The following is a 25917-nucleotide window of genomic DNA, read 5'->3' as shown; positions in this document are numbered from 1 at the left end:
GACGGTGCGATTCAGCCAAACGCCTCTTTAATCGCATTGATAAAGCAGCGGATTTTCACTGTTTGCCTCAACCCGGCCGGTGTCAGAACATGCATCGGCCGGGAAGGGCCGGTGTAATCCGGCAAAATCTGCACCAGCCGTCCTGCTGTAATTTCCTCATTTAACACATCTTCCGGCCCCAGCGTGACGCCGTACCCTTTCACCGCCGCATGCAGCAAGGCCCGCCAGTCATTGGCGCGCAATCTCCCGGCTGGGCGGACTTCATGCGTTTGTCCGTCTTTGCTGAATATCCAGCGGCATGGATCCTGCGGCGACCAGATGCCGTAAACCAGACACGAATGCTGCGCCAGACTGGCGGGCGTATCCGGTACTCCGTTTTGCGCCAGATAGCCCGGCGAAGCGCAGGCAATCAGACGGTAAGGCCGTAGCGGGCTGGCAATCATCGGGCCATCGGTCAGTTCGCCAATGCGCAAAATCACCTCATAACCTTCCTCGACAGGATCAACCAGGCGGTCGGTCAGCGTCAGCTCAACCTGGGTTTCCGGGAATTTATCCAGATATTGCGTAATAAAAGGCGCGAGCGTCGAAGATCCAAACGTGACCGGCGCATTCACGCGGATAATACCGGACGGTGTGGCTTTCATCTCCAGCGCAATCGCATCGGCGGCTTCTGCCTCGGCCAGCACCACTTTGCAGCGTTCATAATAACTGCGGCCAATATCGGTCAGATGCTGGCGACGGGTGGTGCGGTTGATCAGCACCGTGCCCAGCCGCGTTTCGAGGCGGGCAATGTGCTTTGCCACCATCTGCGGTGAAATCCGCAATGCCTCTGCGGCGGCGGCAAAAGAGCCCAGTTCGGACGTCCTGACGAACACATTCATGCTGGTTAACCGATCCATGATTCGCTCCATTTTGTTGTTTGTTTGTATCGATGATGGTGATTTATCAACGCTGAGTATCGAATTATTCTTTATCTTTCTGCAACGAAATGAAAGGTGAAATCATGAAAATAGGCATTATTGGCGCGGGTTTTGTCGGCCGCGCAGTCGCCAAACTGGCACTCAAAGCAGGGCATCAGGTGATGCTGAGTAATTCACGCGGGCCGCAGACATTGTTCAGCCTGAAACCTATGATCGGTTGTGAAATCGGTACTGCCACGGAAGCTGCCATTTTCGGTGATATCGTGGTGATTGCCGTGCCGCTGACCGCCATCGGGCAATTACCGGCCGCCGAACTCGCCGGGAAACAGGTCATCGACGCAGTAAATTATTACCCGGATCGCGACGGTCAGGTGCCCGAACTGGATAACCACACGACAACCACCAGCGAATATCTCTCCGGTTTCCTGCCGGGCGCGACCATCACCAAAGCGTTTAACTCGATTCGGATGACCGATCTTGAAAACGAAGGCTTACCCGCCAGCGACCCACAACGCCGCGCACTCCCGCTGGCCGGTGACAACGCCGAAACGAAAAAGCTTGTGACCGGTTTATACGATGCCTTTGGTTTCGACGCCGTCGACGCCGGTGCGCTCTCCGAAGGCTGGCGCTTTGAACGCGGCACGCCGACGTATTGTGTGCTGATGTCGAAAGCAGAACTGAAGGTTGGGCTGGAAGGGACGGGGAGGGAATAAGAATATTCAGTCAGGGTGGCTATAATAAATGACGAAGCTAAAACGAATAAATCAGTAATTTCGTTCCTCGAACTACCTGAGTTACTTAAATTATTGAGTAACTCATTTTCTTTAAAGCATTTTCACTTAGGAATATATCCTCTTTTTATTTATTTAACTCATCCATTGAAATATAGCATTTGTTTCACCATAACGATTAGGTTACAACCTCTTAAATTAAAAGGAGGCTCCAATGGCTAATCTGATCTACATGACCTTAACGGGTGAAAAACAAGGGCTGATATCACAAGGTTGTGGTACGTATGATTCCATGGGAAATAAATACCAGGCCGCACACCGGGATCAGATATTTCTCCTCGCACTTTCACACAGTACACATCGCTCACAAAATGTCTGTCATCAGCCCGTCTCAGTCACCAAAACCGTGGATAAAGCCTCGCCATTGCTTGGCGTCGCGATTGCCAACAACGAAAAGTTGCAGTGCAATTTTGATATCCTGCGTATCAATAAAACAGGCATGAGCGAGAAGTATTATTCCATCGAATTACGCGACGCATACCTGATTGATGTCGCTCTGAATTTCCCCCATTCCGTCGATCACAACGGTGCAGAAGCAGAAGAAACGTTGATATTTATCTTCAACAGCATTACCTGGCAACACCATCAGGCAGGAACTTCCGGCTACAGCTTCTGGCAAGATATTGTGATGTAAGGGGATAATATATGAGTGTAAGAAAAGATATTGTTGATGGATTATCTTATGGTCTCAGAACCAAGGGACTGATTTACACAAAAATTTTAGGGTGGATAGACCTTGGTCACGCGCGTGGTGACGATATGAGAAGGCTTAAAAAAACTCTATTTGAGGAAAAAGGGCGGAAGTTTATTCCAAAGCTGAATGAATGGTATTTCCCTGTCGATTATTATCAGGAAATGGCATATTCCATTGAAAATACTGATCTGAATATATGGGGTGGGGTGCATTCTCCGCTTATGGTTCGTTCATGCCTGAGTGATGAAATGAAAAAAAGGGTCGCACTCACTGTCATGATGAAAATAGCATGGAGGTTTGAGGCTTTTCAGGATTCAAGCCTTATCAACTGGAAAACAGACAGTGGTTTTAGTGCAGAAGATCTTGTCTCTGATTTAGTGGGTTTTTACCGGATATTTGGCAGTGATATTGATGTTCTGATGCTGGCTCAACCAACGCGGTTAACTTACGCGCTATCATTATGGGATCACTATGGTCCAGTAGGGGGTTTCAAAAATTATGGATTCAGACCACTGCTATTTCCTAAACCGTGTCCACCGAAAAAATCCTTGCCACGGCTTAGATATCTTCCTTCTTGGTTGAATTACATACAACCACTGGGTGATTTATCTGACAAATTCATTTCAAATAGATACTTAAATGTGCCAGTGAAAGACTTTTTTTCTGAGAAAAATAGATTGAACGGAGAGTTATACACATCACTACGTAAAGGATTCGAATTTAGAGACAAAGCGGAAATGCCTTCACATTTTAACTATCATTCTCACACCCCGGTTCCTCCTGATTATTTTCATATCGGTGGCGACAGTTCAAATCCTACATGGCGATGAACTATATTATTCTCAAATTTCATGATAATAATCAGGGGTTATAAAATGTGTAAGTTATTTAAATGGCTACTGATTTCAGTTGTTCTAATTTTATCTGGATATATTTACGTTTTCATTAAAGTTGCTGATACATTTGATGGCAGAGAGTACTCAGCCACCGATTATATCCATTACTATTTTGTTACGCCGGATCTCTTTATGGATCCGCCGATTATTCCCGGAAGGATCACGTATTACAGTCGGGGGGATGATAATTACGGATTTTTTCAAAATGATATTACGTGGAATGACATTGAAGACGTGCCTGCTGCGCAAAAAATCATAGAGAAATTTTTTATCAGCAAAGGGTACACACAACGGAAAGAGGGTCTGGTCTGGCGGTTTTACTGGTCAGATGTTGACGTTCCCCCTGATAAATGTGCCCATAAGCAATACAGTACAGTCTGGGGATATCATGCCATAAGCATAGAATTAATCACCGCTACAAGAGGTTGCTGAATTAATGTCATCAGTCACCTCCAGAAAATAATGAATGCTTACATATCTTAAATTTATACAACGGTCGCTGATTTTAAAGTACAGCTCAAACATTTGATGTTTTTTAAAAAGGATTACAGTTTGAATAGATTAATTGTTTGGGTGGTAAAGACTATTGTGCTATGTCTTGCTTTAATTATTTGCTTCATGTTTTTTTCTTCTTCCTTGTTTTATATACATTAGATGGAAAACATATTCAAAATCTAATGTTTTTGATTATTATGTATTAACACCGCCTATATTAATGGACGCGCCAGATATCTCGAATGAACAAGAGTTCTTTACGCAAACTGATGATAATTATGGCTACTGCCGGTATGAGGTAACATGGAAGCATGTCAGGGATGTTTATCTGGCCAAGGAAAAAATTGACGCTTATATGATGGAGAATAAGATCAAAAAGATACTAAAAGTCACTCCGGAACAACTTATGTACTAGAAATTGTAGGAGATGAAATTACTTTGGTTATCTACGATTATGATTGATTTCTTTAGGTTATAAGTTGGTGGAAACGTACCCTCAAGTGTTTTTTTAGTTGCTATTATTTTTACACTCTACATTTCCATTATAAAAAAACAGAGATTATAAAGTGTGTAAGTTGTTAAAATGGTTAATGAAGGGAGTTATTTTTTTCGGCTGGATATATTTACGTTTTCATTACAGTTGCTGATACATTTGATGGCAGAGAGTACTCAGCCACCGATTTTTATTTTTCTTAAAAAAACTATATTAACAACAAAATCCCATCAAAAACTGGCAATGGTTGTGCGCTAATTGTATTTAAACCGGACGCTCCTGAACATAAAAATCCGCTAGCGGAGATAACGACGCTAGCGGATTTTTTTAATTCTGACTTAAACGGCAGGCCTGATTACTTAATTTCAGTCACAAAGTTTTCGCGGCTGCGGCGGACCTTTTTCAGGTTCACCAGCCAGTCGCCTTCGTGTGCACGATAGCCGATTGGCAGGATGATCACGCTGCGCAGGTTTTTCTCTTTCAGACCCAGTATTTCATCCACAGCCGCCGGGTCAAAACCTTCCATCGGCGTAGCATCCACTTCTTCGAACGCAGCGGCTATCAGCGCAGCACCCAGGCCGATGTAAGCCTGACGGGCAGCAGCCTGGTAGTTTGCTTCGGTTCCACGTTCAGCGACGATACCCAGCAACATTTTGCGATAGTTTTCCCAGCCTTCATTGACGAAACCGCGCACGTCATTGGTCAGGTCAAACATCATATTGACGCGTTCTTCGGTAATGTCATCCCAGGCTGCGAAAACCAGCAGGTGAGAACTGTCGGTTACCTGCGCCTGATTCCACGCTACAGTGCGGATTTTTTCGCGCACTTCCGGGTTGGTGACGACAAACAGCTCAAACGGTTGCAGGCCGCTTGAGGTAGGCGCAAGGCGGACGGCCTCGATGATGCGTTCAAGCTTGTCAGCCGGTACGCTTTTGGTTGGGTCGAATTTTTTAGTGGCGTAGCGCCATGCCAGTCTGTCGTTTAAGGTCGTCATCATTTTTTTCCTGAAGGATAAGTTTGGAACCGAGGGCTTAATCGCCCGTGAAGTCATTTCCCCAAATACTTGCCGATATTCGCATTATCCGGTCCTCCGTGTTTTATGGATTTGAGCCCTGCCACGTCCGGATCACGTTTCTGCATGACGTGTTTCAAACATTTCGTGCTGAAAACACCAACTGATGCACAACTCAGATATTTCGCCTCATAAACTCGAAAATTCTTAGAATATTTGCAGGAAAAAACGCTTTGCGCTTGTTTGTGATCAATTTCGGCTTAAATGTGCGGATTTATTGATCAGAAGTGAGCGTGGGAAAAAAATGTCAATCAGACAAAATTTTTAAAGCACGCAAAGACTATAAAGAATAAGTATCTGCCTGATGTGGCTTTTATCAGTTTATTGTTTCATCTGATACGCAATAGATAATCAATTAATGATGAGTTGTAGTTGATTTATGGATTTTTATGATATGACTGTAAAAATCCTAACGAGACGCTTGAAATTCTCAAAATATCGACAGGAAAAATATCCCGAATTAAGATTGCGATGCATTCAGGGTGAGTAAGAATTTTCCCCTGAAAGGGAGATAAACGGAAAGTTTTACCAACGGAATGATTAATGAAACAAACAGTGATAATTCACTCAGGTTATTATGAACGGCTGGCAATTTCGGCTGTTCTGAATCAGCTTGATTTAAAAACGCATGCTTTCAGTTCACTGGCTGAATTTTACAATTCAGGAATAGGGACGGGGATCGACAGTATTATTCTCGAGGTTCAGGATGCCTCGGATGATTTCAATGCGGTCATGAAATTTATCCGGAGAATGAATTTCCTCTATATTCCTCCTCGGGTGATTGTCGTCACTAAGATTGAGCAGAATGATAAACTGGCGCAACTGTCTGATGAAAGCATTGATATGATTATCTCAGAACAGGAGGAAATCTCAGTGCTCAGGAAAATGCTTATTACTGGTGCCTCTGACCTGAATTATCAGCGGGCAATCAGCCCTTATTTTCAGCAAAAGAAAGCGACATCCGCGCAGTCTTCACAAAAGTTTTTGACGGCTACAGAATGGGAAGTTTTGATGGAGATTAAAACCATGAAGACCAATGCCAATGTTGCGCAGAAATTAGGACGGAGCTGTAAGACGATTAGTACGCATAAGCGAAATGCGATGAAGAAACTGGGGCTGAAAAACTCGATTGAGTTGTACAAGTACCTGATGCAATAAACCAGACGTAATAACCTGGCTTATATGAAGCCAGGTTGCGGGTCAGAGGGAGTGATTAAGCACCCGGTTGAGGTAACTGAAGAGCTCTTTGGTATTCTTCAGTTTAAGCTTCTTCATGGCGCTGTATTTATAGTAATAAAGATTCGACATGGGAATCGACGTGATTTTCTCGATATTTCTCATTGTCGGGTCTTTTGATAAGCACCGCAGCAAAATTGCTTCGTTTTTCGAGAGGAGATAATCCTCTACAAAAGGGCGTATGGCGTCGTACTTCTGGCTCAGCAGGCTGTCAAAGAAGAAATAGCTCTTCGAGAAGGCATGCTCTTTGCATAAGTGAAAGTCGGCCAGGCGACTGTTTACAATCACATTATCGCTCAAAATAACAAACTTGCTGCTGACCAGGCTCATAGACTTCAGATTATAAATAAACTTATCGATATTAAATTCGAAACTCACTTCACCTGGTTCAATTATATAGATGTCGTAGTTCTCATTGCTTCTGTCTAGCGCTTCCTCCGCACTGATTTGATTGAAAGTTATGCCTTTTGGTATATGGGTTAAAGAGAATAAATGCTTTAACCCGTTATACGTGAATGTGCATGAGTCAATAAGTGCAATGCGCATCATTAATTCATTCCTTTAAATGAACCGCTCTCCGTAAAGACATTGCATATGTACGATAGTTTGCCTCTGTTATTACCATCCAATATGCCTGTGATCATAATATATATTATGGATACTACCGTCAATGTAACCCAAGGTTATTAATTTCTTATAATGTAATTAAATATTCTCGGATTATTCTCCTAACTCATTGAAAATAAAAATTAATCATCAATCCAGAAGGCGGTTTGTGTTACCCGCTTAGGAATATTTTTCGTTTCTACATATAATACTTAAATAATCTTAGACTACTCCATAAAGCTGACATGGTTATACATTAATCGATAAATCTACAGAGAGTTATGACGCATCTCAAATGCATGAATGAATATTAGCGTCAGAAAGCCTTTGACTGATACTCATTTGCGCAGAGAACTTTCATTTAAAAATGCAAACGAAAGCCAGGAGGGTGATATGACATCGGTCTCGTCATGCCAATATAACGTTATTTTATGCTGCTGGCTTTGTATCCAAACAGGAACCCAGCGATGACTCTTTTCCGGCTTTATTATTAAGACGATCTGTGAACGATAATTTCGCCAGAGCATGAAATTCGCTTAACTATTTTCATGATTATTATTGTGCTGTTTTTTCACCTGTAGCTGAAATGATTAAAAGGAAAATTCGGGGTTTACACTCAGAATAATCTCACCCTGACAGCGTTTTTTTCGCTCCAAAACTGCAAAATAATGCAAATTCACCTGCATTTAATTGTAAGGATTCCGCAAATTTTCCTAAGAAGTGACCGATTTTTGTAAGTTTAGTGCCGCTGTTGTAATCAAATTGCCACCCATCTGACCGTTTTCGGTTATCAGAATTTTCCTTGATGTTAGAAAAATAACATCCTGATTTTTAAGATTAATCCATACATGTCATGAATGTTTTTAATAGGAATATTCGTCTTTCATCAATGTATTTCAAACGGTTTTTGTACTTTAGGACGGCTTTTTCTGTGTCCGGAAGATTGCAATAATACCCCTGAAAGTCAGATGGAATGTGGGTTCCGGGAACTGTGCGAAGGCTGCATTAGGATGTTTCCGGCAAGGAAAATGACAGGAGTGTCAGATGAAAAAATCAGTAAGAAAAATCGCAGGAAAGTTAAGTATTTTGACTGTATGCCTGACTCTGCCTCTTGTAACCCATGCGGATGTTACAAAAAGCGGGACTGAGTGGGCTGCAGCACCCTCAATGAAAGGGCTGGAATCTGTGGATCTGAAAACGGCGATCCTGCAGGCATTTTCCCGCAGCCCGTCTGTCACACAACAGGCGTACCAGATGGGGATCGGCCAGGCGCAGATCCGCGAAGCGCAGAGCGCGTGGTACCCGCAGGTGGGGCTGAACGCCAATACAGGCAGTTCAACGCAGCAGGATTTCTCAAACAGCCTTAACAATGCGGCTGCGTACGGTATGACCTTGTCACAGCTGATTTACGATTTCGGCAAAACCAATGCCAGCGTAAATCAGCAAAAATCGGCAGAGGAAAGCTACCGCTACAAATTACAGGCAACACTGTCCGACGTCGCAGAGCAAACGGCTACGGCGTATCTTGATGTATTGAAATATCAAGAGCTTACTCAGGCTGTGGAAGAGAATATCCGCGCGCTGGAAGACGTCAGAAGAATGTCTTCTCTACGTTCTGATGCGGGGTTAACTACCCGTTCTGACGTATTGCAGGCGCAGTCGCGTATTTCCGGTATGCGCTCGACGCTGAAACAATATCAGGCGAGTTTATCCGCTGCGAAAGCACAATTGACCGCGCTCACCGGCGTGGACGCGAAGTCCTATAAGCCTTTTGCCGCCAATAAATTCAGTGCGCCGGTCATGCCAGACAATATTGATTATTCCAAAATTCCGACGGTGCTTTATGCACAGGCACAAAAAGAATCCGCTTCTTATGAAGTGAGTAAAGCAAAATCTGATTATTTGCCGACGCTGAGTTTGCAGGCAAACCGTACGCGTTATGAAACCAAAAATGATCCGTACTGGAATAATCAGATTCAGTTACACGTCAGTGCGCCGCTTTATCAGGGCGGCGCGGTATCTGCACGTGTAGGTCAGGCAGAAGGGCGTAAAAATATCGCCGGTACGCTGGTTGACCAGGCCAAGCTCGATATTCTGCAAAAAGCGTCAGTGGCTTATGCCAATTGGGCAGGAGCCGAAGGGCAGGCGCAGGCCAGCGCCGAACAATTGCAGGATTCTGTACGCTCGCGTGATGTGTACAAAAGTGAATATAAGCTTAATCAGCGCACACTGAATGATTTGCTGAGTGTCGAACAGGATGTATTCCAGGCGAAGTTCTCACAAATCAGTGCGAAATATGACAGCGGTTATTCGCTGGTAAATTATGCCACTGCCGTAAATGATTTATTACCGCAGTTGGGTATTAATCAGGGCGCGAAGCAATCTTTACCGGACTTGAAATGATTTGTTATTAAATGTTTGTCAATAAACGTTTTGTTATTTAATAGCCAGTGGCTCGTATAAGCATTGGAATAACACCTATCAGGCATAATAAGGATAAAGGAAAATATCATGAGCAGAGTCATGGATATTATCTCTCGTAAAACATCATTGAAAAATGAGTTTACTGCACAAGGGAATGCAGCTGTCGCAATGAATGAATCCGGCATTGTCGTTATTCATGGCTCGGCAAAAGATGTTGCCAGCTATGAACGTAACGGGAATGACCTGATTATTCACATGAAGGACGGCTCCGTTATTCGTTGCGTAGGATATTTCGAGAATATCGGACAGGACGACGAGAATAAACTGGTCTTTCAGGATGAAAACCAGGGGCTGATGGAAGTCAGTTTCCCGGATGCCGCTGTGGCTCATGATGCGCCTGCCTTCGCTCTTCACGCGGTTGAAACGCCGTTGGCGGGTATTGAACCGCTGCTGCTCAGCAGCACTGAAGTCACGGTCGAATGGCCGTATCTGCTCGCCGGTGTGCTCGGCGCGGGTGCCGCTGGCGCATTGCTGGGGCACGGCGGCGGAACGGATGAAAAAACCAAAGTCATTGATAACACCAAAGATGTCGAAGTGGCGCAGCCGACGTTCCTCGTCACCGATACGCAGGGCGATAAGCAGGGCATTCTTGCCGACCGGGACATCACTGACGACACGCGCCCGACCTTCACCGGTACCGGTTATCCGGGCGCGGACATCTCGATTGTGGACAGCAGTGGCAATATCATTGCTACCGCGGTGGTCGGCGCAAACGGTCAGTGGACCGCCCAGCTGGCGGCGCAGTCTGCCGGTACGCACACTTACATTGTGGTGCAGGAAAGCAACGGTTCCACCACCACGGCGGGCACCATCACGCTGAATGTCGTGACGACCACTTCCGCTCTGACCATTGACACCATCGCCGGTGACAACGTGCTGAATGCCGCAGAAGCCGCGGCAGATGTGACGATTTCCGGCAAAAGTGACAACCTGGCCGCGGGCACCACGGTTACCGTGACCCTGAATGGCGCAAGTTGGCAAACCACCGTGGGCGCAGACGGATCATGGTCAGTCAGTGTTCCACACGCCAATGTCAGCGCACTGGCCGATGGCGTGCATTCCGTGCAGGTCAGCGGTGTGGATTCCGCAGGCAATACCATCACTTCAAATTCTACCCTGAATGTTGATACTCAGCCTCCTTCGCTGACCATCGGCACACTGGCGGGCGATAACATTCTTAATGCGGCAGAAGCGGATGCAGACGTTGTGCTGAGTGGTACCTCAGACGCCGGAGCGGGCCAGGTCGTGACGATCTCCCTGAACGGCCAAATGTACACCGCCATTGTCGGCGCAGACGGCAGCTGGTCAGTTAACCTGCCTGCGGCACAGGCGGGCGTGCTTCAGGACGGTAATGTCTCCGTCAGCGCGTCGGTCAGCGATGCGGCCGGTAACAGCACGACTGCGACGCAAGATTTGCGCGTCGATACCACGGTTCCGGTGATCACCATCAACACCATTGCCGGGGATAATATCCTCAACAGCGCTGAACAGACTCAGGCGCAAATCGTCAGCGGCACCAGCACCGGCGCAGAAGCGGGCGACACGGTCACGCTGGTGGTCAATGGTCAGACTTACACCACCACCGTCACGGCCGATGGCTCATGGAGCGTCGGTTTGCCGTCGTCTGTTTTCAGCTCCGTCGCCGATGGCAGTTACCCGATCAGCGTCAGCATTACCGATAAAGCGGGCAATACTGGCTCGCAGAACACTGCGGTTCTGGTGTCTTCAGAAGTCCCTGAACTGGCGATCAACACCGTTGCGCTTGATGATGTCATCAACGCCACCGGGAAAAACGAAGCGCTGGTCATCACCGGTACCAGCAACAGCGCCGACGGCACGCCTGTCAGCCTGACGCTCAACGGCGTGACATATTCCGGCACCATTAACGGTGGAAACTGGTCCGTTACCGTGCCTGCTTCCGATGTTTCAAAACTCGGCGAAGCAAACTACACGCTTTCCGCCACCAGTACGGACGCCGAAGGTAACACCGGCAACACGACCCACAACGTCCTCGTGGATTCCGCACTTCCGATCGTCAATATCGCGGTGACTGCGGGCGATGACATCATTAATGCCACCGAAATTGAAGCCGCTCAGATTGTCAGCGGTAAAGTCTCGAATGCCGCAGCCGGTGACGTTGTTACCGTCACCGTGGGCGGAAATTCCTACACGACGACGGTTCAGGACGATCTGAGCTGGAGTGTCAGCGTACCTTCGGCTGACCTGAAAGGGTTCGGCGACGGCGACCTGAATATCACCGCCACTGTGACCAACCAGAATGGCAATACCGGCAGCAGCGATCGCGAGATCGTGATCGACGCGGGTCTGCCGGGTCTGCGCATTGATACCGTTGCGGGCGACGATATCGTCAACAGCATCGAAGTTCAGCAGAACCAGATCATCAGCGGTACCAGCTCGGATATCGCACCGGGCAGCAGCGTCACAGTGACCGTTAATGGCGTGGATTATCAGGCCACCGTTGGCGCGAATGGCACCTGGTCTGCGGCCGTTCCGGCAGCGGATGTGGCTAACTGGCCAGCAGGCTCGCTGAATATCAGCGTGACCGGCTCGGATGCCTCCGGCAACAGCGTAACGATTTCTAATAACGTGACCGTGGATCTGAGCAGCGTGGCGATCTCCGTGGATACCATCGCGGCAGATAACATCATCAATGCGGCAGAAAAAGCGGCAGATCTCACCCTGACCGGCACCACGCAGAACGTGGAAGCGGGGCAGAATGTCACCGTAAACTTTGCCGGTGGTACTTATTCCGCGACTGTACAGGCCGATGGCAGCTGGAGCGTGACCGTTCCTGCCGCCGATCTCCGCACCCTGAAAGAGGGCGACACCACCGTCAGCGTCAGCGTAACCAATGTGGCGGGCAACAGTGCCAGCGCCGCACAGGATGCGACGGTCGATACCCTCGCGCCGACGATCACAATGAACACCATCGCCGGTGACAACGTACTCAACAGCGCGGAAGCGGGCGCGGACGTGGTGCTGAGCGGCACGTCAACCGCCGAAGCGGGTCAGACCGTGACCATCACGCTGAACGGCCAGACCTATACCGCGACCGTGGCGGCGGACGGCACCTGGAGCACCGCCGTTCCGGCAGCGGACGCGGCAGCAATGGCTGACGGCACCTATCCTGTGAGCGCAACGGTTACTGACATTGCCGGTAACGGCGCGAGCGCGAATGGCTCTTTGCTGGTGGATGTGACCGCGCCGACGCTGACCATTAACACGATTTCCGGCGACGACATTATCAACGCGCAGGAACATCAGCAGAACCTGATGATCTCCGGCAGCAGCACCGGCGTGCCTGCGGGCGGGCTGGTGACGGTTGAAATCAACGGCGTTTCTTACACCGCAGTGGTCGACGCCAGCGGCAACTGGAGCACCGGCGTTCCGGCTTCGGCGGTCAGCGCGATGACCGACGGCGGCTACACCGTCACGGCCACCGTGAAAGACGCGGCGGGCAACGATGGCGCAGCGTCTCACGCGGTTACCGTGGACACCGTTTCTCCGGTGCTGACGATTAATACCGTGGCGGCAGATGATGTGATCAATGCCGTCGAAAAAGGTGAAGCGCTGACCGTCAGCGGCACCAGCGACGGCGCGGACGGCACAACGGTTACCCTGAACTTTAACGGCCAGAACTACACCGCAACCGTCACCAACGGCGCGTGGACGCTCGACGTTCCGGCGGCAGACGTCGCCAAACTGGGCGAAGCGGATTACACCCTGACCGCCAGCAGCACCGACGCGGCGGGCAACACCGGCAATACCACGCACGTGGTGCTGGTCGACAGTTCGCTGCCGACCGTGATCATCAATCCGGTGGCGACCGATAACGTCATCAACGCGACCGAAATCAATGCCGATCAGCTGATCAGCGGCAAGGTGACCAATGCGGCAGCCGGTGACGTTGTCACTATTACGCTCGGCGGCAAGTCGTACACAGCAACGGTTCAGGATGACCTGAGCTGGAGCGTCAGCGTACCTTCGGCTGACCTGAAAGGGTTCGGCGACGGCGACCTGACCGTCAGCGCAAGCGTGACCAATCAGCACGGCAATGCCGCATCCAACGACCGCGATATTGCGATCGACGCCGGTTTACCGGGTCTGCGCATTGATACCGTTGCGGGCGACGATATCGTCAACAGCATCGAAATCCGGCAGAACCAGATCATCAGCGGCACCAGCTCGGACATCGCGGCAGGCAGCAGCGTCACCGTCACGGTTAACGGCGTGGATTATCAGGCCACCGTTGGCGCGAACGGCGCATGGTCTGCGGCCGTTCCGGCGGCAGACGTGGCGAACTGGCCAGCGGGCGCGCTCAATATCAGCGTGACCGGCTCTGACACGTCCGGCAATACCGTGACGATCTCCAACAACGTGACCGTCGATTTAAGCAGCGTGGCGATCTCCGTGGATACCATCGCAGCCGACGACATCATTAATGCGGCAGAAAAAGCGGCAGACCTGACGCTGACCGGCACCACGCAGAACGTGGAAGCGGGTCAGACCGTGACCGTGAACTTTGCGGGGCACAACTACACCGCACAGGTTCAGGCCGACGGCAGCTGGAGCGTGACCGTTCCGGCAGGCGACATGACCGGCCTGAAAGACGGCGACGTGACGGCAACGGCCAGCGTGACTAACGTGGCAGGCAACAGCGCGAGCGCGGCGAATACGGCGGAAGTGGATGCGTCTGCGCCCACGCTGACCATCAACGTCATCGCCGGTGATAACGTGCTCAACAGCGCGGAAGCGGGCGCGGACGTGGTGCTGAGCGGCACGTCAACCGCCGAAGCGGGTCAGACCGTGACCATCACGCTGAACGGCCAGACCTACACCGCGACCGTGGCGGCGGACGGCACCTGGAGCACCGCCGTTCCGGCAGCGGACGCGGCAGCAATGGCTGACGGCACCTATCCTGTGAGCGCAACGGTTACTGACATTGCCGGTAACGGCGCGAGCGCGAATGGCTCTTTGCTGGTGGATGTGACCGCGCCGACGCTGACCATTAACACGATTTCCGGCGACGACATTATCAACGCGCAGGAACATCAGCAGAACCTGATGATCTCCGGCAGCAGCACCGGCGTGCCTGCGGGCGGGCTGGTGACGGTTGAAATCAACGGCGTTTCTTACACCGCAGTGGTCGACGCCAGCGGCAACTGGAGCACCGGCGTTCCGGCTTCGGCGGTCAGCGCGATGACCGACGGCGGCTACACCGTCACGGCCACCGTGAAAGACGCGGCGGGCAACGATGGCGCAGCGTCTCACGCGGTTACCGTGGACACCGTTTCTCCGGTGCTGACGATTAATACCGTGGCGGCAGATGATGTGATCAATGCCGTCGAAAAAGGTGAAGCGCTGACCGTCAGCGGCACCAGCGACGGCGCGGACGGCACAACGGTTACCCTGAACTTTAACGGCCAGAACTACACCGCAACCGTCACCAACGGCGCGTGGACGCTCGACGTTCCGGCGGCAGACGTCGCCAAACTGGGCGAAGCGGATTACACCCTGACCGCCAGCAGCACCGACGCGGCGGGCAACACCGGCAATACCACGCACGTGGTGCTGGTCGACAGTTCGCTGCCGACCGTGATCATCAATCCGGTGGCGACCGATAACGTCATCAACGCGACCGAAATCAATGCCGATCAGCTGATCAGCGGCAAGGTGACCAATGCGGCAGCCGGTGACGTTGTCACTATTACGCTCGGCGGCAAGTCGTACACAGCAACGGTTCAGGATGACCTGAGCTGGAGCGTCAGCGTACCTTCGGCTGACCTGAAAGGGTTCGGCGACGGCGACCTGACCGTCAGCGCAAGCGTGACCAATCAGCACGGCAATGCCGCATCCAACGACCGCGATATTGCGATCGACGCCGGTTTACCGGGTCTGCGCATTGATACCGTTGCGGGCGACGATATCGTCAACAGCATCGAAATCCGGCAGAACCAGATCATCAGCGGCACCAGCTCGGACATCGCGGCAGGCAGCAGCGTCACCGTCACGGTTAACGGCGTGGATTATCAGGCCACCGTTGGCGCGAACGGCGCATGGTCTGCGGCCGTTCCGGCGGCAGACGTGGCGAACTGGCCAGCGGGCGCGCTCAATATCAGCGTGACCGGCTCTGACACGTCCGGCAATACCGTGACGATCTCCAACAACGTGACCGTCGATTTAAGCAGCGTGGCGATCTCCGTGGATACCATCGCAGCCGACGACATCATTAATGCGGCAGAAAAAGCGGCAGACCTGACGCTGACCGGCACCACGCAGAACGTGGAAGCGGGTCAGACCGTGACCGTGAACTTTGCGGGGCACAACTACACCGCACAGGTTCAGGCCGACGGCAGCTGGAGCGTGACCGTTCCGGCAGGCGACATGACCGGCCTGAAAGACGGCGACGTGACGGCAACGGCCAGCGTGACTAACGTGGCAGGCAACAGCGCGAGCGCGGCGAATACCGCGGAAGTGGATGCGTCTGCGCCGGTCGTAACGATCAACAGCATCAGCGCGGGCGATGTGCTGAGCGCAGTAAATGCCGGTACGGATATTGTGCTGAGCGGCACATCAACGGCGCAGGCGGGCCAGACGGTGACCATCGTGATGGGCACCGAAACCTTTACCGCGACCGTCGCTGCGGACGGCACCTGGACCACCAGCGTCGCGAACACTGTCTTCTCCGCTCTGAACGACGGTGTTTACACGATGACCGCCAGCGTTACCGATATTGCAGGTAACCCAGCGACGGCGACCGGCACCGCGCAGGTTGATCAGACCGCGCCTGTCGTCACCGTCAACGTGGTGGCGGGCGATAACGTGATTAACAGCACCGAACACGGGCAGGCACAGGTGATCAGCGGCACCGTCACCGGCGTGGATAGTGGCACTGCCGTAACCATCACGATTAATGGTGTGAGCTATCCGGCTATCAGCGATGTCAACGGCAACTGGAGCATTGGCGTTCCGGCTGACGTGGTCAGCGGTCTGGCGGACGGCAGCTACACCGTCGCCGCCTCTGTTACCGATCTGGCTGGAAATACCGGTTCAGCGAGCCAGAATGTCGTGGTCAATACCACCGCACCCGTCTTTGTGATCAATGACATGGCGGGTGGCGATAATGTGCTGAATGCCACCGAAGCCCTGACCACACTGACCGTTACGGGTACTGTGACCGGGCTTGCGGACGGCGCGCAGGTGATTGTGACGCTGAACGGCCTGAACTATACGGGAACCGTGAACGGCGGCGTGTGGAGTGCCGACATTCCTGCAAGCGCACTGGCAAATCTGGGGCAGGCGCTTTATCAGGTCAGCGTCAGCGGCACCGACGTGAATGGCAATACCGGTTCTGTTTCCAAAGGGCTGCAAACGGCTTCTGATAATCCTTCCGTCACCATCAATGCGGTGGCGGGCGATGACGTGATTAACGCGACCGAAGTGACGCAGGATCAGGTGATCAGCGGTTCCGTAACGCATGCCGAAGCAGGCCAGACTGTCACCGTGACCGTCGGCGGGAAAACCTATAGCGCGCAAGTGCAGAGCGATTTCACCTGGAGTATTACCGTTCCTGCGGCCGATCTTGCCGCTATGGGCGACGGCAGCCTGAACATTTCCGCCAGCGTCACTAACGTCAGCGGTAATGAGGGTTCCGGCGATCGCAATATCGCTATCGATGCGGCGCTTCCGGGCCTGCGCATCGGCACGATTGCGGGCGACGATATCGTCAACAGTATCGAAATTCAGCAAAACCAGATCATCAGCGGTACCAGCAACGGGTTGGCGGCGGGTAGCAGCGTCACCGTGACGGTGAACGGAATTGATTATCAGGCGACTGTCGGCGTTAACGGCAACTGGTCTGCGCCGGTTCCTGCCGCGGACGTAGCGAACTGGCCTGCAGGCGAGCTGGCAGTTTCCGTCACCGGCGTTAGCCAGGCCGGAAACTGCGTCACAATCAGCAACACCATCACGGTGGATCTGAGCAGTGTCAGCATAGCTATCGATGCGGTGTCTACCGACAACATACTGAATGCGTCCGAGAAAGCGGCGGATCTGACTCTGAGCGGCAACACGCAAAACGTGGAAGCCGGGCAGAGCGTGACGGTGATTTTCGCCGGTCACAGCTACACCGCGCAGGTACAAACTGACGGCTCCTGGAGCCTGACGGTGCCTGCTGCGGATATGACTACCTTGAAAGACGGCGACACATCCGTGAGCGTCAGCGTGACTAACACGGCGGGTAACAGCGCTAGTGCTGCGCAGGATGTGACGGTTGATACCCTCGCGCCGACTATCACGATGAATGTGATTGCCGGTGACAACGTGCTGAATCTGGCGGAAGCGACTGCCGAAGTCATCGTCAGTGGTACCACCACGGCTGAACCGGGCCAGATTGTCAATGTCGCCGGTTACACCACGGTTGTGGCGGCGGACGGCACCTGGAGCGTGACTATCCCTGCGTCTGACGCGGGCATGCTGACTAATGGCACATTCACCATCACAGCCACCGTTAGTGATGTGGCAGGCAACAGCGCCAAGGTTGACCGTGATTTGCTGGTGGATATCACGCCGCCAACGCTGACCATCAATACGATTTCCGGCGATGACGTGATCAACGCGCAGGAACTGCAGCAAAACCTGATGATCTCCGGTAGCAGCACTGACGTGCCAGCGGGGGGTGTGGTGACCATTGACATCGGCGGCAAGAGCTACACCGCAGTGGTAGACGCACAGGGCAACTGGAGTACCGGCATTCCGGCGTCAGCGGTAAGCACAATGGCCGATGGTAGTTACACTGTCACGGCAACAGCAAAAGACGCGGCGGGTAATGAAGGTTCCACGGTGCATGCGGTTACCGTTGATACCGTTTCTCCGGTGCTGACGATTAACACCGTCGCCGCGGATGACGTGATCAACGCCACCGAAAAAGGGGAAGCACTGACCGTCAGCGGCACCAGCGATGGTGCAGACGGCACGGTAGTTACCCTGAACTTCAACGGTCAGAACTACACCGCAACCGTCACTAACGGCGTCTGGACGCTGAACGTTCCGGCGGCAGACGTCGCCAAACTGGGCGAAGCGGATTACACCCTGACCGCCAGCAGCACCGACGCGGCGGGCAATACCGGCAACACCACGCACGTTGTGCTGGTCGACAGCTCACTGCCAACCGTGAACATCGGCGCATTCGCCACTGACAACATCGTTAACGCGACGGAAATCAATGCGGATCAGCTGCTGAGCGGCACCGTCACCAACGCGGCGGCAGGCGATATCGTCACCATCACGCTTGGCGGCAAGTCTTATACGGCAACGGTTCAGAGCGATCTGAGCTGGAGCGTCAGCGTGCCTTCAGCAGACCTGAAAAGCTTCGGCGACGGTGACCTGACAATCAGCGCCAGCGTGACCAATCAGCACGGCAATACCAACAGCAGCGACCGTGAAATCAACATCGATGCCGGTCTGCCGGGTCTGCGTATGGATACGGTGGCGGGCGACGACATCGTCAACAGCATTGAAATTCAGCAAAACCAGATCATCAGTGGCACCAGCACCGATATCGCGGCAGGCAGCAGCGTGACGGTGACCGTTAACGGCATTGATTATCACGCAACGGTTGGTGCGAACGGCACATGGTCTGCGGCTGTTCCGGCGGCAGACGTGGCGAACTGGCCTGCGGGCGCGTTGAATATCAGCGTTACCGGCTCCGACGCGTCCGGTAATACTGTGACAATTTCCAATAACGTGACCGTGGATCTGAGCAGCGTGGCGATTTCGGTCGATACCATCGCAGCCGATGACATCATTAATGCAGCTGAGAAAGCAGCAGATCTGACGCTGACCGGCACCACACAAAACGTGGAAGCAGGCCAGACCGTGACCGTGAACTTTGCGGGTCATAACTACACTGCACAGGTTCAGGCCGACGGCAGCTGGAGCGTCAAAGTTCCGGCGGCCGATATGACCGGGCTGAAAGACGGCGACGTGACGGCAACCGCGAGTGTCACTAACGTGGCGGGCAACGGCGCGAGCGCGGCAAACACCGCAGAAGTGGATGCAACAGCGCCAGCGCTGACTATCAATGTTATTGCCGGTGACAACGTGCTCAACAGCACTGAAGCCGCTGCAAACGTTGTGCTGAGCGGGACGTCGACTGCAGAAGCGGGTCAGATTGTAACGATTACGCTGAACGGCCAGAACTACACCGCGACCGTGGCGGCGGACGGCACCTGGAGCACGTCGGTTCCGGCTTCCGTGGCTTCTGCTCTGGCGGACGGCACTTATGCGATCAGTGCGGTTGTCAGCGATATCGCAGGCAACGGCGCGAGCGCAAACGGTTCATTGCTGGTGGATGTCACAGCACCGGTCGTTACGGTTAACACCGTGGCGGGCGACGATGTGCTGAACACCGCAGAACACGGGCAGGCGCAGGTTATTACCGGCGGCAGCACCGGCACCGTGCCGGGCAACGTAGTGACGCTGGTGATTGACGGCCACACCTACAGTACCGTCGTGGATGCCAGCGGCAACTGGAGCATCGGCGTTCCGGCCAGCGTGATCCAGGGTCTGGCGTCCGGCGATACCACGTTTGCGGTCAGCATTACCGACAGCGCGGGCAACACCGGCAGCCGCGATCACGTGATCACCGTGAACACCAATGCGGTCAGCCTGAGCATCGATACGATTGCGCAGGACGACATCATCAATGCGGCGGAAAAAAGCACCAGCCTGACGATTTCCGGCGGCAGCGATATGCTGGTTTCCGGTACCGAAGTGACCGTGATGCTGAACGGGAAAAGCTACACCGCCAGTGTGGATACCACCGGCCACTGGACGCTGAGCGTTCCGGCAGCTGATATGGCGGCCATCACCGACGGCAATTACAGCGTCACGGCCAGCGCCAGCGATGCGACCGGGAATCCGGCCAATGCCACGCACAACGTGGTGGTCGATACCACGCCGCCAGCGCTGCTTATTAGCCCGGTTACTGCCAGCGGGATGTTAAACGCGGTCGAACTCGGCCAGCCGCTGACGCTCAGCGGGACGTCCACCGCGCAGGCCGGTCAGACGGTCACCGTGACGTTCAACAATGAAACGTACACCACTACCGTGAATGGCAACGGCACCTGGTCGGTAAATGTACCTGCGGCGGACGTTGCTGCGCTGCCGGACGGTTCACTGCCAGTAAGCGCCAGCGTCAGCGACGTGGCGGGGAATCCGGCGTCAGCCAGCACTTCTGTTCTGGTGGATACGGTAGCGCCAACGCTGACCATTAACACCATTGCTGGTGATGACATCATCAATACCACCGAGCAACTGGCGGGCCAGACCATCAGCGGCACCACAACGGCGGAAGCGGGTCAGATTGTCACCGTGACGTTCAACAATCGCGAATACCACGCGACCGTGACGTCCACCGGTACCTGGAGCGTGAACGTTCCTGCGGCTGACTTTAACGGCGCGGCAGACGGCAATTACACCGTCAGCGCCAGCGTCAGTGATGTAGCGGGGAACCCGGCAACGGGCGGTTCATCGGTCACGCTGAACGGCGCGGTGCCGGAAGTGACCATCAACACCTTCGCGGCCGATGATGTGGTTAACGCCGCAGAACACGGTACGTCGCTGGCGGTTACCGGTACCTCGACGGCTCCGGCCGGTTCAACGGTGACGGTGACCCTGAACGGTCAGAGCTATACCGCGCAGGTGCAAAATGATCAGAGCTGGACGCTGAACCTGAGCGCCAATGCGGTGAGCGCGCTGGTGGATGGCGATAACTATGCCATCACGGCGTCGGTGACCAACAGCATCGGTAATACCGGTACGGCGACGCACGAAATTGCGGTCGATACCTCGGCACCGTCAATGACCATCACCATTGATTCGGTGAGCGATGACACTGGCCGCAGCAACAGTGATTTCGTGACCAGCGACACCACGATTACGCTCAAAGGCTCGCTTTCTGCGGCTCTGGGCAATGACGAGTCTGCGCAAATCAGCCTGGATGGCGGGTTGACCTGGGTCACATTGACCGTGACCGGCACCACCTGGAACTATGCGCAGGGAAGCGCGCTGACAGACGGCAGCTACAGCTACACCGTGCGGGTGATCGATGCCGCCGGTAACGTCGGGTCTTCCGCGTCACAGACGGTGGTGATTGACACCGTAGCGCCGGACGCCAGCCAGTCCATCAGTATCGATGCGATTTCGCAGGATACCGGCCTGAGCAGTACCGACTTTATTACCAGCGACACCACGCTGAACCTGCGCGGTACGCTTGGCGCGGCGCTGGGTGCAGACGAATATGCGCAAATCAGTCTCGACGGTGGCAACACCTGGGCTGACGTGAGCATCAGCGGCCTGACCTGGACGTACATCGACGGCCGCACGCTGACCGACGGTGATTACAACTACCAGTTGCGCGTTGTCGATCTGGCCGGAAACGTCGGGGCGACGGCAAGTCAGGTTGTCACTGTGGATACCACGGCACCGGACAGCAGCAAAACCATCAGTATTGATGCGATCAGCACCGATACCGGCCTGAGCAGCAGTGACTTTGTGACCAGCGACACCTCGCTGACCGTCACCGGTACGCTGGGTAAAACGCTGGCCGCCGATGAAGTGGTGCAGGTGAGCGTTGACGGCGGTCTGACGTGGGCGAATGCGACCACGATAGGCACCGGCTGGACGTTTGCCGATGGCCGCACGCTGACGGACGGGGATTACACCTATAACGTCCGCGTAGTGGATACCGCCGGAAACGTCGGCAATGTGACCTCGAAAGTGGTCACCGTCGATACCGTTGCGCCGGACAGCAGCAAAACCGTGACCATCGACAGCGTCAGCACCGATACCGGCATTTCTGCCAGCGATTTTGTGACCAGCGATACCTCGCTGACCGTCACCGGATCTATCGGCGCGGCGCTGGGCGCAGGCGAAGTGGTACAGATCAGCGTCGATAACGGCGCGACCTGGACCACCGTCTCGCTGTCCGGCAGCACCTGGACATACACCGACGGTCGCACGCTGACCGACGGCCAGACGCTGTATCAGGTTCGCGTGGTGGATCAGGCCGGAAACGTCGGCCAGACCGCGCAGCAGGTGGTGACGATTGACACTACGGCTCCGACGCAAATCATCACCATCGGTGCGATCAGCAACGATACCGGTGATTACGCGAATGACTTCATCACCAGTGATAACACGCTGACGATGTCGGGCACATTGAACGCCACACTGGCGACTGACGAAAGGGCGCAAATCAGCCTCAACGGCGGTCTGACCTGGACTGACGTGGTGGTTAACGGGCAGTCATGGAGCTATGACGCAACCGGCACCGTTCTTGCTGACGGCAATTACAACGTGCAGGTTCGGGTTATCGATCAGGCCGGTAACACCGGCACGGTCAGCAGCCAGACCGTGGTGATTGACACGCTGAACCCGGAAGCGGTGGCGAGCATCGTTCAGTATTCCGATGACGAAGGTGACCGCAAAGGATCGTTCGGTTCCGGCACCTACACCGATGAAACCGCACCGACGCTGAGCGGCACGCTGAGCAAGGCGCTGGCCGATGGCGAAGTGCTGAAAATCTACCGTAACGGCGTGTTTGTGGGCGTCGCGACGGTGGTCGGTCTGGCCTGGACCTTCGCGGATTCCGCGCTGGCGGACGGCACTTACGTGTACGTCGCGAAAGCGCAGGATCTGGCGGGGAACACCACACCATCGGGCGATTTCACCCTGACGGTGGATACCTCGATTCCGACCACGATTGCCACCGTCACGCCAGAGTCCACGCAGGATACGACGCCGATCATCAGCGGTACGTTGTCCGAAGCGCTGGGCGAAGGCATGTATGTTCAGGTAGTGGTAAACGGCGTGACGTACACGTCCGAAACGGGCGGCGCAGTGGTGGTCGACCCGCTGAACAATACCTGGTATTTGCAGGTTCCGGGTGCGCTGGGGCTGGCAAGTTATAACGTCACGGCGCAGGTGCGCAGCAGTGCGGGCAACGGGAACGATGCAGGTATCGACACCAGCGCCATCATTGTTTATGCCGAAACCGCCGTGGACACCAGCTGGGCGACCACTGCGGGTTCGACGTCCACCAATGCCATGGCGTTTAGCCTGAACAGCAGCGGTTTGTGGAACATTGTCACCGGGATCTCGGATTACACCAGTTCCGGCCTGAACAGCTATTCCGGCACCACGTTAACCAACACCCGTGGCAACATCGTGGTGAGTTACACGCTGGCGGATACCGACCGTAACGGTACGTCAGACATTTATGCAACGGAAACCAACTACGGCGGCAGCATCCAAGGCAAATGGACCGCAAATGCAGACGGCACGTACACCTACGGCCAGCAGGCGATCGGCACCACCATCTGGTATGGCGGCATTATTGCTTACGATAAAACCGGAGACGGTTGGGTGGATCTGGCGTACGGCGATGCCGGGGGTGACTCACGCAGTTATCTGGTGAACAACAATGGCGTTCTGACCGCAGACGGCACCTACGGTGCGGCGGGTCTGGCGGGTGTGACGTACCGTGAAATTTCCGGCGTGGATATCAACAACGACGGTACGGTCGATATCGTTCAGCACACCAACCGTAACGGCGCGTATGCCCTGACGGTAGTGAGCAATAACGGCACCGGATCGCTGACGGAAACGCAGAGCATCGCTAACGTGTTTATCCCGAATGCCGCCAACTCGACCACCGCAGTGTCGATGACCTGGGCGGACTTCAACGGCGATGGCCTGATGGACCTGTACATTTCAACCGGTCTGAACTCCAGCGGCGGATACAACTACGGCGGCATGATCTACTACAACAACGGGACAGGCGGCTTAACTGCCACGCCAACCGCAGTAGAAACGGCGACCACCAACGCGGCATCTGGTGGGTATCTGTCAGCGGCCGTGGACTGGGACGGTGACGGTGACATGGACATCATTAAGTTCAGCACCTATTCCACCAACCAGACTGCGACGCTGTACATGAATGACAGCACCGGCAAAGGCTGGACCAGCAGTCAGCTTGCATCCGCACTGGTGAACGTGACGGGGATTGCGACGCTCGACTACGACTGGAACGGGACGCAGGATCTGCTGGTCTCGCAGGCCAACGGCAAAGTGGTGTACATCGCCAACAACAACACCATTGCTGACGGCACGGCTATTCACCTGCGCATTCTCGACGGCGAAGGGATGAACGTGTTCTACGGCAACACCGTTCAGCTGTATAACTCTGCCGGACAACTGGTGGCGTCGCAGATCATCAACGCCCAGTCGGGTATCGGGATTAACGATGCCTCGGCGCTGGTGAACTTCTACGGGTTGGATCCGAATGAAACGTATTCGGCGGTGCTGGTGCGTAACATCAACGGCGTGTCGTCCAATGAAACCTGGAATGACCTGACCGCGGGTGACGGCACCACCAGCTACTCGTTAACGGCGGATGCAGCGACCGGCGGCACCAGCGGCACGATCACCGGTACCGGCTACAACGATACGTTTATCGCGGAAAATGGCACCTACGTGTATGACGGCTCCGGCGGCTGGAACACCTCGTCAGACCACGCGACATGGAGTGCCACCGGCGGTGAGGACATCGTCGATTTCCGCAATGCCACCAGCGGGATCACCGTGGATCTGAGCAGCAGTAACGCCCAGAACACCGGGTTCAACACGTCAACCTTCAAGAATATCGAAGGGATTGCCGGGTCGAACTACGACGATACCATCACCGGCAGCGCGGGCGATAACGTGTTCGAAGGCCGTGGAGGCAACGACACTTTCAACCTGGGCAACGGCGGGCATGACACGCTGTTGTACAAGCTGATCAACAGTGCCGATGCCACCGGCGGTAACGGTTCTGACACCATCAACGGCTTTACGGTCGGGACATGGGAAGGTACGGCGAACTCAGACCGTCTGGATCTGAGCGAGCTGTTGCAGTCGGGCGGTTACACCGGCACCGGTTCAGCAAGCTACGTCAACGGCGTGGCCACGCTGAACGCCTCGGCGGGCAATATCACCGATTACCTGTCGGTGACGACCGAAGGCAACAACACCGTCATCAAGATTGATATGGATGGCAGCGGTTCAGCACAGTCGATGACCACCATCGCGACGCTGACCAACGTGCATACCGATCTGGCGACGTTGCTGGCGAACCATCAGCTGATTGTTGGCTAATCAGTAGCGGAA

10 protein-coding genes are annotated in these 25917 nt (G+C 53.9%); 7 read left to right on the top strand and 3 right to left on the bottom strand.

Features of this window, described 5'->3' with window-relative positions; genetic code table 11:
• Positions 1-11: 11 nt before the first annotated feature.
• Complete coding sequence (locus ACLBVC_RS13735) at positions 12-899, bottom strand: LysR family transcriptional regulator (RefSeq protein ID WP_410150073.1); 888 nt, start codon at positions 897-899, stop codon at positions 12-14.
• 104 nt (positions 900-1003) lie between these two features.
• On the opposite strand from ACLBVC_RS13735, the gene ACLBVC_RS13730 reads away from it, so the two are divergent.
• The 4 genes from ACLBVC_RS13730 (at position 1004) to ACLBVC_RS13715 (ending at position 3733) form a co-directional block, all read left to right on the top strand.
• Entirely contained in the window at positions 1004-1633 is a 630-nt protein-coding gene (locus ACLBVC_RS13730) for an NADPH-dependent F420 reductase (RefSeq protein ID WP_410150072.1), read from the top strand.
• 232 nt (positions 1634-1865) lie between these two features.
• Positions 1866-2345: an Hcp family type VI secretion system effector gene (locus tag ACLBVC_RS13725; RefSeq protein WP_410150071.1), complete on the top strand. Its 480-nt coding sequence runs from the start codon at positions 1866-1868 to the stop codon at positions 2343-2345.
• An 11-nt stretch (positions 2346-2356) separates the two neighbouring features.
• Entirely contained in the window at positions 2357-3235 is an 879-nt protein-coding gene (locus ACLBVC_RS13720) for a hypothetical protein (protein WP_410150070.1), read from the top strand.
• Between the two features lie 45 nt (positions 3236-3280).
• The gene (locus tag ACLBVC_RS13715) at positions 3281-3733 is read left to right on the top strand and encodes a hypothetical protein (protein WP_410150069.1); all 453 of its coding nucleotides are present in this window, start codon (positions 3281-3283) and stop codon (positions 3731-3733) included.
• A 911-nt stretch (positions 3734-4644) separates the two neighbouring features.
• Here the strand turns inward: ACLBVC_RS13715 and ACLBVC_RS13710 are convergent.
• A complete protein-coding gene (locus ACLBVC_RS13710) occupies positions 4645-5283 on the bottom strand; it encodes an NAD(P)H-dependent oxidoreductase (RefSeq protein ID WP_410150169.1) in 639 nt (212 codons plus the stop codon).
• A 621-nt stretch (positions 5284-5904) separates the two neighbouring features.
• Between ACLBVC_RS13710 and ACLBVC_RS13705 the strand changes: the two genes are divergently transcribed.
• Positions 5905-6519: a helix-turn-helix transcriptional regulator gene (locus tag ACLBVC_RS13705; RefSeq protein WP_195815351.1), complete on the top strand. Its 615-nt coding sequence runs from the start codon at positions 5905-5907 to the stop codon at positions 6517-6519.
• 42 nt (positions 6520-6561) lie between these two features.
• Here the strand turns inward: ACLBVC_RS13705 and ACLBVC_RS13700 are convergent, their stop codons facing one another.
• Positions 6562-7146 carry a hypothetical protein gene (locus tag ACLBVC_RS13700; RefSeq protein WP_410150068.1) on the bottom strand — a complete coding sequence of 195 codons (585 nt, stop codon included), beginning with the start codon at positions 7144-7146 and terminating at the stop codon, positions 6562-6564.
• Positions 7147-8370: 1224 nt separating this feature from the next.
• Here ACLBVC_RS13700 and ACLBVC_RS13695 point away from each other — a divergent pair.
• A complete protein-coding gene (locus ACLBVC_RS13695; RefSeq protein ID WP_410150067.1) occupies positions 8371-9606 on the top strand; it encodes a TolC family outer membrane protein in 1236 nt (411 codons plus the stop codon).
• A gap of 108 nt (positions 9607-9714) precedes the next feature.
• Complete coding sequence (locus ACLBVC_RS13690) at positions 9715-25905, top strand: Ig-like domain-containing protein (RefSeq protein WP_410150066.1); 16191 nt, start codon at positions 9715-9717, stop codon at positions 25903-25905.
• Positions 25906-25917: the final 12 nt, after the last annotated feature.

The sequence above is a fragment of the Rahnella selenatireducens genome (genome assembly GCF_046449555.1).
Taxonomy (GTDB): domain Bacteria; phylum Pseudomonadota; class Gammaproteobacteria; order Enterobacterales; family Enterobacteriaceae; genus Rahnella; species Rahnella selenatireducens.
This window is presented reverse-complemented; position numbering and strand designations above follow the sequence as displayed.

Bases quoted from the DNA above. Each gene is read 5' to 3' on its own strand.
- ACLBVC_RS13720 (WP_410150070.1), top strand. From the start codon at position 2,357: ATGAGTGTAAGAAAAGATATTGTTGATGGATTATCTTATGGTCTCAGA.
- ACLBVC_RS13695 (WP_410150067.1), top strand. From the start codon at position 8,371: ATGAAAGGGCTGGAATCTGTGGATCTGAAAACGGCGATCCTGCAGGCA.
- ACLBVC_RS13705 (WP_195815351.1), top strand. From the start codon at position 5,905: ATGAAACAAACAGTGATAATTCACTCAGGTTATTATGAACGGCTGGCA.
- ACLBVC_RS13715 (WP_410150069.1), top strand. From the start codon at position 3,281: ATGTGTAAGTTATTTAAATGGCTACTGATTTCAGTTGTTCTAATTTTA.
- ACLBVC_RS13735 (WP_410150073.1), bottom strand. From the start codon at position 899: ATGGATCGGTTAACCAGCATGAATGTGTTCGTCAGGACGTCCGAACTG.
- ACLBVC_RS13710 (WP_410150169.1), bottom strand. From the start codon at position 5,283: ATGACGACCTTAAACGACAGACTGGCATGGCGCTACGCCACTAAAAAA.
- ACLBVC_RS13730 (WP_410150072.1), top strand. From the start codon at position 1,004: ATGAAAATAGGCATTATTGGCGCGGGTTTTGTCGGCCGCGCAGTCGCC.
- ACLBVC_RS13725 (WP_410150071.1), top strand. From the start codon at position 1,866: ATGGCTAATCTGATCTACATGACCTTAACGGGTGAAAAACAAGGGCTG.
- ACLBVC_RS13700 (WP_410150068.1), bottom strand. From the start codon at position 7,146: ATGATGCGCATTGCACTTATTGACTCATGCACATTCACGTATAACGGG.
- ACLBVC_RS13690 (WP_410150066.1), top strand. From the start codon at position 9,715: ATGAGCAGAGTCATGGATATTATCTCTCGTAAAACATCATTGAAAAAT.